Origin of the sequence: Geobacillus sp. FSL K6-3411, assembly GCF_037965715.1 — a bacterium.
Classification (GTDB): Bacteria; Bacillota; Bacilli; order Bacillales; family Anoxybacillaceae; genus Geobacillus; species Geobacillus thermodenitrificans.
The window spans coordinates 2,837,979-2,850,955 of record NZ_CP150187.1 but is presented as its reverse complement, the minus strand read 5'-3'; the positions used below and the strand labels follow the sequence as shown (position 1 = coordinate 2,850,955).

Here is a 12,977-nt window from a genome sequence, read left to right as displayed (position 1 = left end):
TTGTGTCAAATGAAGAAGTACTAAATACGGATATATTGCGTGCGCGGATTATGAATGTAGAATATCAAAATCTTACCATTGGAGAAATCAAAAGAGAAATCAAAAGAATTTATATCGAAGAGACGGGAAAAGAGCCGCCCGCTCACATTGCTATTTATCGCTCTGATGATTTTAAAGATTTCAGGCATATTGATTCTGGTTTTGATGGAACAGCGATTCATTTTTATGATGAGGAGAAGGGAATCAATCAAGCGTATATCATTACAAGAGGAAGCGAAGCATCAGAGAAAGATACATGGAAACCCCTTGATTGGTTTTATAATACTTTTGGTATTTTCGTGGGGCAAGACAAAAGCCAATATAGAGATGCCATGCATTTCGACGAAATAGTAACTAAAAAAATAGATGAAGACTTGGAAAAGAATAAATGTGATAAAAAAGTAAAGTTAAAGAAAATAGGACTAGGACATTCTTTGGGTGGAAACTTAATTGCTACTATCCAGTTAACAACAAAGGAGTATGAGCAAGTATATGTAATTAATGATGCTCCGCCTAGTTATTATCAATTAGCAAAAATAGATGTTGATTTTTGGTATGATTTAGCCGAAAGATTTAACTTAAATCCTTTGAACTACAACTCTATATACACCCTTCCCCCTTCCGAGCTCAAAGCCTTTGCGGAAGAGTACTACAAAAAGCAAATCGACGAGCGTTCGATTCATCATCTGACCGCCCAAGAGGATCTATTGTATGCGGTGAGCGGGGTGCGGGGGTTCATCGATATCGGAAGCCGCCGGGTCATTGATACGAACAAGGATTTTACTAGTATCAAAGATTTGGTTTCAAAAATATCAGATAAAGATGTTAGGGCCATTCAAGTGTATTTATCGCAATATTCCGATGTTTACAATGAAAAAGGGTTTGATGGGATCGTTCAGGCGATGACGGGGGTCGATATCGCTTTTATTGAGTCGCTTCAGGGCTATGATAGCATGGACTACGTGTGGCATGCAGGAGACATTGTCTCGAAAGCGAATCATATGCTCGACGATATGAAAGTGAAAATTCCGGAACTCATGAAGAACGTGGCGATTTTGTATAAAAATTTGGATCCAATATTCAGCGTTTTCGTGGAGTTGGGCTATGTTACTCCAGAAGAAAAGAAAACGGTTTTGAGCGAAGTCAAGGGAATTGAAAAGGATGTCGCATCGATTCAACAACTGCTTCGCAAAACATGGAATTGGAGAATGGCCATTCCATTCCTTACTCCATTGGTAACTGATGACATGCTTCAATGGAAAGCTAGTATTGAGGTGTTATTCCAGATTCGGGATAAGGTATTGGACATCTTAAAACGCCTTCAAATCATCCAAGAAAATACGGCGAATCTTCAAAAAGCCATCACCATGAGCGTGGATGCCCATACCTTGAACGAAGTCATCACGGCTCTCGCCCGTTCGAAAGGCAGAACGTATGATGAGTATGGAAATTTAATCTTCATCAAGAAAGTGGGAGAACACGAGATCCGGATGAATCTTTCCTCCGCCGTAAGAATATATCAGAAAGGACTACAAATCTTGGAAGAAAAAGAAGCGGTATTACATGAGATGAAGCAGCGTTATTTCGATGAATATGTAGAAGATTTTGAAATGCAAAAACGAAAACTGATGAAGAAAATCGAGGACATGGAACAAAACCCGTGGGCCTATCAGCATTTATTGGGGCATTTTACCTACGATGCCGACCAAGTGTATGTGTTACGCCGCATTGATGTCCATGAGTTTATTCCGCCGTTGGATCCGATGATTCCGCATATCTTTGAAACGATGTTCTCGTACTATGAACTGGAAATTTCCAAAGGAAAAGAACTCATTGCAACCATCAAAAAATCGTTTGAGGAGTTTTTTGAGCAGGACCAAAATGTGTCCAAGATATTTGATTTGCGATATGGATAAAGAGGGATATTTTGTATGGGACAATTGAATATGTTCTATCATTTTGATGTAGAGCAGGATTTCATGTATAAAGCGAACACGTTTATTCAACAATTAAATAGAATGAGTGAATTGGATGCGGAATTGGTTCATTTGATTCATCATGAAATGAAAGATGATAGGGGACAAATCATCAACAAAACCAATGAAGCGATAGAACAGTATCAAAAAAACAATCAATCGCACAATGATATGTATAAAAACTCCATGCGCACCGCTGCTTGGCGGTACACACACATGATTAACGACATGAGAGGACAAAATATCACCTTGTATTATGATGTCGTCACACGGGAAAAGAAAAGGTAAACTAGGGGATTAATGAACATCAGCCCTGCCTATTCTCATACATTTCTCCTATATTCCATTTTCTGGTACCGTCAAGAATTTTGTGTAATGTAAGATAGATAGGGTATCTCTGAAATGGATTTGGAATGGATAGGGAACCGGTTTCCTTCACACAAGAGACTGAATATTCAGTCTCTTGTGTGGAAAGGGAGAATCCCCTTATTTTGTTTATTTACAATATTTGGTTAACAATAACGTTCTTCAAACATTCGTTGAAGAGCTTCATGCGCTTCGGCAAATCCTCGCAACTTTCGCCCTGCCCATTTCTCGTTAAAGTCCTGTATCGTCAAATATACGACTTTTTCAGCGGCTTCTAAACTGCTCAAACTGTTCATCGGTTTTAGGCGTTTCCGAATCTCCTTGATCGTTCGTTCGATGGCATTGGTCGTATAAATCACACTTCGAATACTGCTTGGATAGTCCATAAAGGTGAGAAGGACATCCAACTCATTTGCCCAAGATTGGACTTCCCTTGGGTATTTGTGAGACCATTTGGATTGAAACTGTTGAAACATCTCCAATGCGATTTCTTTATTCGGAGAACGATAAATGAGTTTCAGGTCCTCCGCCATTTCGAATTGATCTTTTTTCCGAACACGGCTGAGGGTGTTGCGGACTTTGTGCACGACACAGCGCTGCACATCGGCTTTCGGATACACCGCCTTAAAGGCTTCCTCCAACCCCGGAAGGCCATCGAAGACGCCAAGAAGCACTTCCTTGACGCCTCTTTTGTAGAGCTGTTGGAGAATCTCCTGCCATACATAGGCGCTTTCTTGTCCTCCTACGAAGAAATCAAGAATTTCACGATACCCTTCTTCGTTCACCCCCAATACCACATAAATAACTTCTTTCTCTACCGTATCCCGGCGAAGTTTCACGTACAAGCCGTCCAAATATAAGACCGAATAACGCTGGTGTAGTGGACGAGCGTGCCATTTCTCGATGTCTTCCTTCACGACATCGGTAATCCGGCTGATCGTCGCAGGAGAATAGGTGCTTCCTAGAATTCGTTCGATAAACTTGCCAATTTCACGCGTACTCATGCCACTTTGATACATCCTAATGATGGCTTCCTCCAGCCAGCCGGTGTGGCGTTGATAAGGGGCAAACAACTGTGTTTGAAATTCCCCGTTTCGGTCTCTTGGAACCAAAAGACCCTCAATCCGGCCATATTGCGTATCTAGATTTCGCTGATAGTAGCCGTTTCTCATATTTGGCGTTCCAGCCTGTTCGATTTCGAGGAAATGTTTAATTTCTTCCCGCATAATCAGCTCTAATTTTTCTTTTACAAACTGACGAATGGCATTTTCCAGTTGATTTGCCCAGTCGACATTCGGTATACTTCTTTTAGACATAGGTAGGGTACTCCTTTCTCTGGAATGTGTTGTGGTCCAAATCAGAGAATACCCTACCTTTTTTCTTTTGTTCTAGCAAAATGCTTTACACAAAATTTTATACATCATCGTATGAAAAAAGAGGATATATGTCCTTATACTGAACATAATATCCTCTAATCATTATAGTATAGTTAAAAAAGCATCGGAAAAGGAATTACATTACTGCGCGACTACTGGCGGGAAAACGAAATTTTAACAGTTGTGTTGGAACTTTGCGAGGAAGTGGCAAAACAGGCGCGTGAAATCGGTAAAGTAGGACGCACCGTTTCGTTTAGCGTGCGCTATTCGCATAATGAAGGAGGATTCCATCAGTCCGTCACCCTTGATACCGCTACAAACTTAACGATGGACATCTACCGCGTCTGCAAGCGGATTTTCCATAAGTTTTATGACGGACGAAGCGTGCGCGTCATTCATGTATCCCTTGAAAACTTGATGGATGAGGAAAGTTTGCAGCTGTCCCTTTTTGAAGACAGAACAAAAGAACGCGCCCTTGCCAAAGCAATGGACGCAATCCGCGATAAATTTGGTCCCAACGCGCTATTGCGTGCCGTCAGTTACACGCCTGGAAGCGTCGCCCGCATCCGCAACGGCTATATAGGAGGACATCAGTCATGAACCATCGCGATCGAGGAATCATCAAATATTCTCCCTTGATGGTGTTGCAAAACTAGAGTAAAAACTCGAAGTTATGCATAAGGATGCAACATAACACATGCAGTACATATCGATGAAATCCATACCATCTTGGCTGTTCCAACCCGTCACTCTTTAACTCATTAAATACTCGTTCAATCTCACGACGAAGTCCAAACAGCCATTGGCCAAATCTCGTTTTCAAAAAGACAGGAAGAACCCGGCCATAGGCATCTTTTCGTTCCTCGCTATTGCGGCGGTTGATAGGGGAAATGAATAGGATTCCTGACTGCTCTGCTGTTTGACGAACCTTTTCACTGTCATACGCGGCATCGCCCAATACAAATTCGATATCCCACTGCTTTAAAGAAACAAGCAATTCTGGTGCTACTGCCGCATCATTTCGATTCGCTGTGGTCAACACATGAGATAAAATGATTCCCTCGGCGGTGGTGCAGAGATGGAGTTTATATCCTTTAAACCAGTGATATCGGGTGGACACTCCCCACTTCGCCTGTGAATCGTAAAGACTGCTTCGAAGGGCCGTGCTGTCGATCAGCACGATTTGCGGATAACGTACTTCTAGATCTTTGAGCAGCTGTGCATGAAAAACAGGAAATCCTTGTTCCCGGAACCACTTCGCCGCACGGGAAAACGTAGAAAGGTGAGGGACTTCACCAAGCCCACAGGCCCGTTGAAAACAGCGAAAACGCTGCAGGATGCGCACTAATTTTCGCAAGGAATCAATGGAAAAATAGGTTTTCAAAAAGAAACATTTCAACAACGATTTTTTCGACACCGGCGGTCTTCCTGTCACATACGGTGTTTCCGGCAATGATAGCGAGTCGATATACCGAAATAATGCTTCTAAAATTGGGTCAATTTCATAAGTCCATGCATGTTCGCTGTTCCAATTGGAAATCATAATAGTGTCCACCCCTTGGAGAGTTGTTTTTTTGGTCACTGTATATGATTTCCAAGGTGGTGGATTTTTTATGTGCATTTATGCATTCGTTATGCGTTTTGCAACACGTTCTTCCAACTTTAACCGAAGAACATCGTATCTGAGTTGGTTATTTAGGCCTCAATGGTATCAGTGGATAAAAATTTATATTTAAATCAACAGCTGTCCACATAAAATTTTAGCTTAAATCTATCGCGTTGGTTCTAAAAACATTATTTCGTAAAAATGAATATAAACGAAAAACCCCAAAACCTTTGTAGTTCAAGGGTTTTGGGGTTTTTACATGTTGAACTATAGAACCTGGCTTTATTAACGCGAGTAGAACTCAACGATGAGCGCTTCGTTAATTTCTGCCGGCAGTTCAGAACGCTCCGGCAAGCGAGTGTACGTGCCTTCCAGTTTTTCTGGATCGAACGTCAAATAATCTGGAACGAAGTTGTTCACTTCGATCGCTTCTTTAATGACTTGCAAGTTGCGCGATTTTTCGCGGACAGCGATCGTTTGTCCCGGTTTTACGCGGTAAGACGGGATGTTGACGCGGCTGCCGTCAACTAAAATGTGACCGTGCGTCACGAGCTGACGAGCTTGACGGCGCGTACGAGCCAACCCTAAACGATAAACGAGGTTGTCCAAGCGCGATTCAAGCAAAATCATGAAGTTTTCGCCGTGTTTACCCGGCATTTTGCCCGCTTCGTCAAACGTTTTGCGGAATTGGCGCTCGTTGACGCCGTACATATGGCGCAGCTTTTGTTTTTCTTGGAGCTGCAAACCGTACTCCGACAATTTTCTCCGTTGGCCTGGGCCATGTTGACCAGGCGGATACGGACGTTTTTGCAATTCTTTCCCCGTGCCGCTTAACGAGATGCCGAGGCGGCGGGAAATTTTCCATGTTGGGCCAGTATAACGAGCCATGTTTTGCTCCTCCTTATGCTTTTATTCCCGTAAAATAAAAGCAGACGTGCGCCAACAATTATGGCCATTTTGTTTTCATGTATCCTCGCTCTAGCAGCTAAGAGTTACACGATACACCTCGGAGCACCGAGGAACAAAATGAACCATAAAGGTGTGCACAAAGGCTGCTATATTTTACACAAAGGCTATTATATGATTTTTAAAGGGCAAAGTCAATATTTTAATTTCCTTCTTTGCTGCTTATATGATATAATAAAAGATGAAATTTTTAGAAAAAAATGCTACTCATTCTTTCGCTTTAAAGTGATGATATCAGTTCAGGTGGAAAGACAATGAAACAGGAAGAAACGAAACGATATGAATCGTTTAAGCGGGAATTTTTCCACTGGTTTTTAGCGTTTTCGGGGGATGAGCCGTTTTCTGTGGCGGCGGGCGAGCTGCTTGTGATGTTAAAAGAAGAGTTGGCGTTGCAACAAGCCGTATTGTATTTGTTTGACCCATCCTGTGACGCCTTTTGCCCAGAAGCAGCGGCAGGCAGGATGCCGGCGGCAGAATTGATCGTGGCAGAGGAAAAGCAGGAGATCGTCGTGATAGATGATGGCGGGCCGTGTATAGTTGTCCGCCTCTTTTTCCTGCTTTCTGAAGAAACACGAGCGATGCTTGAGCTTATGTATGGAAAAGAGCGCCACATCGACCGTGAATGGTTGAAAGTGCTGAGAACGGATTTGTCTTCATTGTTCCGTAAGTTGAGTGCGCTTTCGCAACGAACGAGCGAGGAGAATCGGTATGAGCAGTTGCACCGTTTTGCAGCGAAAATCCATTCCACCATGCAAATTGACGATGTGCTTGAAGAAATTATCCGCACGCTGCAAAATGTTTACCCAGCGTTTACATACCATCTCCTCTTATCGCATGATAACCATGTGTGCGGGAATTTGCCGATTAAAACGCTTGCCTTGGATGAAAGCGAGGGGCAACCGGCGGCACTGCGGGCGTTTTTGACCGGACAGGTGCAATGTGAGGAGACAGCCGCACCGCCGCGTTCAGTGCTATATGCCCCCATTAAAGGGGTGCAGGCCGTATACGGGGTGATTCAAATCATTGCTCCGTATGCCGCCCCATTTCCAAAGCGGGAAATCAATTTTATTTCGTTGTTGGCGGGAACGGCGGGAAGGGCGTTGGAAAACGCCAAACTGTATGAGCAATCGCGCCGGCTCGTTGCCGATTTGCAACTCATTAACGATACGATGCGTCAGCTGAATGCCCGGCCGCGGCTGTGTGAAGCGATCGAGTATATGGTGTCGCAAATCAAAGAATCGTTTGGCGCGGACGAGGTCGGCTTTTTCTTGTTTGCTGACGGCAAACGTGAGCTTCTTCGAGGAAGCACACCATTTTTTTATAATGACTTGTCGGCGCTGTATGTCGAATGGGTCGAAGCACGGCTTCTAAGCGGAAATGATATTCTATTTGCCGGCGATGTACGCACGTCCGATTTCGGACCGTTTCGTTCCATTATGGCGGCGCCAATGATGCAAAATAAAGAAATGAAAGGCGTCTGTATCGTGCTTGCCTATGAGACGTATCGATTCACCTTTGAGATGTTTAAACTGCTGCAATCGCTCGTCCAACACTCGACACTGGCGTTTATGAATGCGATTTTGCGCGAAGAACTTGAGAAATTGGTTGTCACCGATTATTTGACGAAGCTGTATACGCGCCGTTATTTAGATGAGGCGATCCAAAAATCGATGGAAGAGGATGCGTTAGGGTCGTTTCTTTTAATCGATATCGATAATTTTAAGCAGATCAACGATACTTATGGCCACCAAACCGGCGATGATGTGCTCGTTCAAGTGGCGAAGATGATCCGCACTAACATTCGCGATGGCGATATAGCGGCGCGCTGGGGAGGAGAAGAGCTCGCCGTCTATTTGCCAAAGGTGGCGCTTTTGGATGCGATAGCGATTGCGCGCCGCATCGTTGAAAAAGTGAGAGAGCATACGGTCCCGTCAGTGACCGTTTCATGCGGTCTTTCATCGTGGAGACGACAGGATCATGATGATGCAGAACAGCTGTTCAAACGGGCTGATGCGGCGCTGTATATGGCAAAAGAAACAGGGAAAAACGCCATCTTCGTTCATGATGGTGACCATCTATATAGAGGGTGAAAAAGGAATCCGGACAGGCGGATTCCTTCTTCGCGCTCACCGCTATTTTCGCTTATTCTGAAACGAGCACGCTGGCGAATTGCTCTAAATAGCGGCGGTCAATGTCATCAAAGCGGTTCTTGATCGGGCTGTCGATATCAAGGACACCGATGACGCGACCTTCCTTAATGAGCGGCACGACGATTTCCGATTGGGATGCGGCATCACAGGCGATATGGCCTGGGAATTGGTGCACATCGGGAACGACGACCGTCCGCCGCTCGGCAGCCGCTGTGCCGCACACGCCTTTGCCGAACGGAATGCGCACGCATGCTGGCAATCCTTGGAACGGACCGAGCACAAGCTCATCGCCATCTGCCAAATAAAACCCGACCCAGTTGATGTCGGTGAGAAACTGGTTGAGCAGGGCGGAAGCGTTCGCCAAGTTGGCGATCATGTTCGGTTCGCCGGCGATGAGCGCCTTCAGCTGCTCAATGACGAGCGCATAGTTTTCTTCGCGTGTCCCGTTGTAGGTTAGTTGATGAAACATTTGTTCGCCCTCCTTTTTGACCCATTTTATGACGACGCTTGGCGATTGTCAATCGAAAGCGCCTCGTGATCCATCACGTCCCGCCCTTGATGCAGGTCGGCTGCACGATGAGCGTCCGAGCCGTAAACGATCGGAATGCCACGCCGCCGCGCTTCAGTGATGAGGTGATTGGGCGGGTATGGCTCGAGGCAGAGCGGTTTGGCAGCGCCGGCGCCGTTATAGTCGATCTCATAGCCGAACTGCTCTATGTCATCGAGAATGGCGAGAACGAGGTCAGTCATCGGATCTGGGCACGGAAAGCGACGCCAAAACTTCCGCACAAGCGTTAGATGGCCGATGCGTTTCGGCTTATAGCGGCCCATGTCGGTGCGGATCGACTGGCGCACCGTTTCGTAATAGGTGCGGTGAACATGTTCGACGGAACCGAACAGGTGGACGATGTCGGCGAACATGTCAGCACTGTAGTCAATGCATACATATTGACCTTTGTGCGCTAAAAAATGGACCGATAAAATGCTGTCATCAAGCAGCGGTCCAACTTCATCGAGCAATCGAACCGTTTCTTCCTCCCAGCCGGGGATAAAGTCGACCTCAAGTCCGACGCGGATCGTGATGTCGTTTCGGTAGCGCGCTTTTACATCAGCCACAGCGGCTAAATAGCGTTCAAGCTGACGGCGCTCCATCGCGCTATCCCGATCCGGCGTCGGATCAACAAACCGCTCTGGCAGCGGGGCATGTTCAGTGAAGGAAATGTCGGTATAGCCGAGCACAATCGCCCGTTCCACATATTGCTCAAGTGGGTCAGGACTTCCGTGTGGACAAAACGGTGTATGAATATGGCCGTCACGCAAGGCGGTTTTCCCCCTTTCCCTTGTATCATAGCAAAAATCTTGAAGATTCTTGTAAAAAAAATAAAAATTTTGGTCAAAAAATGTCGTTAACATGGTATCATAAAAACATTGAAAAACATATATTTTTGCCTTCTCCGCCGTATTCATTCATTTCGGAGTAGCTTGAGTGCAAGGGGGCATTCGTGCATGGAAATCGTATGGATCGTTCTGCTCCTCGGCGCAGGAGTAATCATATACAATCATATGTATCGGAAGAAGATGTACCGGGAAATCGACCGGCTTGAGGCATGGAAAATCGAACTGATGAACCGGCCGGTGCCGGATGAGTTAGCGAAAGTGAAACAGCTGAACATGACCGGGGAAACGGAGCAGCTGTTTGAACGGTGGCGCCAACAATGGGATGAGATCGTAGCCGTGAAGCTGCCGAATGTCGAAGAACAGCTGTTTGATACCGAGACGTTTCTGGACAAATACCGGTACCGGCAGGCACGCAAGTTGATTGGGCAAATTGAGGATGGGTTGCGTCGCCTTGAGGAAGAGGTGCATCAAATCATTGATGAAGTTAACGAGCTGATCGGAAGCGAAGAGCAAAGCCGGACGGAAATCGAAGAGCTGCGCGCTGTCCATCGGGAGGCGAAGAAAACGCTGCTTGCTTATCGGTATACGTTTGGGGCGGCTGCCGATTTGCTTGACGTCCGCCTAACCGAGGCCGAAAAGCAGTTTGAGTCGTTTGCCAAATTGACGGAAGCCGGCAACTATTTGGCAGCGCGCGGTGTCGTCCAGGAGCTGAAGCAGGAGCTTGACAGCCTGGCGACGATGATGGAAGAGATTCCGGCGCTGCTTAGCGAGTGCCAAACCTCTCTTCCCGCCCAGTTGGCCGAGCTTGCTGACGGCTATCGGGAAATGGAGCAAAGCGGGTACATACTCGACCATTTGCACATCGAACGCACATTGGCAGAAAAACAGGAGAAAATCGGACAATGCTTAGCGATGATTGGCGAGCTGCGCATCGAAGAAGCGAAGCAAACCGTCGCTGAGCTGAAAGAAGAAATTGATACGCTATACGACTTGCTGGAAAAAGAAGTGCTCGCTAATCAATACGTGCAAACGGAAATGCCGCGCATTGGCGGCATGCTTACGGAGTTGGCTGCCGAGGCAAAAGAAACGAGCGCTGAAGCGATGTTTGTTCAACAAAGCTACCATCTGCCGCCAAGCGACCTTGAAAAATATCGAAGCATTGAAAAACAGATGCATCAGTTGCAGAAGCGGTTTTTGCTGATCGAAGACCGCGTCGCTGAGGCGAAAACTGCCTATTCTTTGCTCAGAGAGGAGCTGGAACAGCTCGTCGGGCAAATTGACATGATGAAAGAAGAGCATGAACAGTTTCGGTTGATGCTGCAGGCGCTGCGCAAAGACGAATTAATTGCCCGTGAAAAGCTCGACGACATGAGAAAAAAATTGTCCGAATCGCTTCGCCTCGTGCAAAAAAGCCGACTGCCGGGGCTGCCTGAGCCGTATGCGCTTGAGCTGACGGAAGCGAAAAACAGCTTGCAAAATGTGGCCGCCCGCCTCGAAGAAAAGCCGCTCGACATGCCGGCGGTCGACCGGGCGCTCGAAGAAGCGAAAGTTTCGGTTGAACGTCTTTATGAGCGAACAGTCGAAATGATTGAACAGGCGTCCTTGGCTGAACGGGCGATTCAATATGGCAACCGCTACCGCCGCCGTTATCCGGCGGTTCACAAAGGGCTTGAGGAGGCCGAGTTTTTGTTCCGTCATTACGATTACGAAGAGGCGCTCCGGCAGGCGGTGGCCACGATTGAAAGTGTCGAGCCAGGCGCGTTTGACCGCGTGCAGAAGCTTTGGCAGGCGGACAACGAGGACGAACAATGATCAAAACCCGATAATTATCGGTGAAAACCGATATTTATCGGGTTTTTGGTGAATACTGTAAGTACGTGTGTGTTTTCAGCTCGGTTTTATGTTATTATACTATGTATGTACATTTGCCGATCATGAGCGGAGGATGGAAACAATGATTTACCTTGATAACAGTGCGACGACCAAACCGTTTCCAGAAGTGATCGATTCGTTTGTCAAGGTCGCGACGGACTATTTTGCCAATCCGTCTTCGCTTCATGAACTGGGCATGAAGGCGGAGCGGCTGCTCGCGCAGGCGCGCGAACAAATCGCTGCCATGCTGCGGGTCAAAGCGAACGAGGTCGTGTTCACGTCCGGTGGAACGGAAGCCAACAATTTCGCCATTAAAGGAGTGGCTTGGCAATATCGGCGGCGCGGCCGGCATATTATTACGACGGAGATCGAGCATCCGTCCGTTGCTGAGCCGTGCCGTCAGCTTGAGGAGCTCGGCTTTGAGGTGACGTATTTGCCGGTCGACCGCAACGGGAGAGTGTCGGCGGAGCAAGTCGAGCGCGCGCTGCGCGATGATACGATTCTTGTTTCAATCATGCACGTCAATAACGAAGTCGGCACGGTGCAACCGATTGAGGAAATCGGTGCGCTTCTTGCCCGCTACCCGAAGACGCTGTTTCATGTCGACCGGGTGCAAGGCATCAGCAAAGTGCCGCTTGATTTGAAAAAGGCCGGCGTCGATTTAAGCACGATATCGGCTCATAAGTTTCACGGATTGCGCGGTGCCGGAGTGCTTTACGTCCGCGAAGGTGTCCGCTTGACGTCGTTGATTGCCGGCGGCGGGCAGGAAATGCGGCTCCGGTCCGGAACGGAAAATGTGGCCGCCATTGTCGCGATGGCGAAAGCGCTGCGCCTCGCTATGGAGAGATACGAGCGGGAGATCGACCGGCTCAAGGCGTTAAAAGACGAGTGGCGAACCGCTCTTTCCGCCATTCCGGAGATTGAGATCAACACGCCGCGCGACGGTGCTGCGCCTCATATTATTAACTTTTCCTTAAAGCGCGGCATGAAGCCGGAAGTGTTCGTCCACGAACTGGCGAAAAGCGGCATTTACGTCTCGACAACATCGGCTTGTTCGTCGAAGAAAAAGGCGCCGAGCAAAACGCTGGTGGCGATGGGGCTTGGGGAAGACCGTGCTGAGCGCGGCATCCGCGTCAGCTTATCGTTTGACAACACAAGCGAAGAAATCGCACCGGCAGTGGCTGCCATGAAACAGGCGATCAAAACATTAAGCGAGGTAACGGGATAA

The 12,977-nt window shown here is 47.1% G+C and carries 11 protein-coding genes; 6 read left to right on the top strand and 5 right to left on the bottom strand.

Features of this window, described 5'->3' with window-relative positions; all coding sequences use genetic code 11:
• Positions 1-2 precede the first annotated feature (2 nt).
• Positions 3-1,955: a DUF6792 domain-containing protein gene (locus NSQ22_RS14485; RefSeq protein WP_339263684.1), complete on the top strand. Its 1,953-nt coding sequence runs from the start codon at positions 3-5 to the stop codon at positions 1,953-1,955.
• 15 nt (positions 1,956-1,970) lie between these two features.
• Positions 1,971-2,303, top strand: coding sequence for a hypothetical protein (locus tag NSQ22_RS14480; protein ID WP_087960191.1), 333 nt, complete (start codon positions 1,971-1,973; stop codon positions 2,301-2,303).
• A gap of 224 nt (positions 2,304-2,527) precedes the next feature.
• Here NSQ22_RS14480 and NSQ22_RS14475 read toward each other — a convergent pair whose 3' ends face one another.
• Entirely contained in the window at positions 2,528-3,697 is a 1,170-nt protein-coding gene (locus tag NSQ22_RS14475) for an IS256 family transposase (protein WP_190300666.1), read from the bottom strand.
• Positions 3,698-3,880: 183 nt separating this feature from the next.
• Between NSQ22_RS14475 and NSQ22_RS14470 the strand changes: the two genes are divergently transcribed.
• The gene (locus tag NSQ22_RS14470; protein ID WP_223812939.1) at positions 3,881-4,357 is read left to right on the top strand and encodes a DNA polymerase; all 477 of its coding nucleotides are present in this window, start codon (positions 3,881-3,883) and stop codon (positions 4,355-4,357) included.
• A gap of 52 nt (positions 4,358-4,409) precedes the next feature.
• Here NSQ22_RS14470 and NSQ22_RS14465 read toward each other — a convergent pair whose 3' ends face one another.
• Positions 4,410-5,300, bottom strand: a complete 891-nt coding sequence (locus tag NSQ22_RS14465; RefSeq protein WP_011886641.1) for an ISNCY family transposase — start codon at positions 5,298-5,300, stop codon at positions 4,410-4,412.
• 348 nt (positions 5,301-5,648) lie between these two features.
• Entirely contained in the window at positions 5,649-6,251 is a 603-nt protein-coding gene (rpsD, locus tag NSQ22_RS14460) for a 30S ribosomal protein S4 (protein WP_008880902.1), read from the bottom strand.
• A 332-nt stretch (positions 6,252-6,583) separates the two neighbouring features.
• On the opposite strand from rpsD, the gene NSQ22_RS14455 reads away from it, so the two are divergent.
• On the top strand, positions 6,584-8,419 hold the full coding sequence (locus tag NSQ22_RS14455; RefSeq protein WP_081157356.1) for a diguanylate cyclase: 1,836 nt from the start codon (positions 6,584-6,586) through the stop codon (positions 8,417-8,419).
• 52 nt (positions 8,420-8,471) lie between these two features.
• Here NSQ22_RS14455 and NSQ22_RS14450 read toward each other — a convergent pair whose 3' ends face one another.
• A complete protein-coding gene (locus NSQ22_RS14450; protein WP_008880899.1) occupies positions 8,472-8,948 on the bottom strand; it encodes a GAF domain-containing protein in 477 nt (158 codons plus the stop codon).
• A 26-nt stretch (positions 8,949-8,974) separates the two neighbouring features.
• Entirely contained in the window at positions 8,975-9,799 is an 825-nt protein-coding gene (gene hisJ / locus NSQ22_RS14445) for a histidinol-phosphatase HisJ (protein ID WP_081157357.1), read from the bottom strand.
• 186 nt (positions 9,800-9,985) lie between these two features.
• On the opposite strand from hisJ, the gene ezrA reads away from it, so the two are divergent.
• Together ezrA and NSQ22_RS14435 are read left to right on the top strand one after the other, a co-directional pair.
• Entirely contained in the window at positions 9,986-11,689 is a 1,704-nt protein-coding gene (ezrA, locus tag NSQ22_RS14440; RefSeq protein ID WP_008880897.1) for a septation ring formation regulator EzrA, read from the top strand.
• Between the two features lie 142 nt (positions 11,690-11,831).
• Positions 11,832-12,977, top strand: a complete 1,146-nt coding sequence (locus NSQ22_RS14435; protein ID WP_008880896.1) for a cysteine desulfurase family protein — start codon at positions 11,832-11,834, stop codon at positions 12,975-12,977.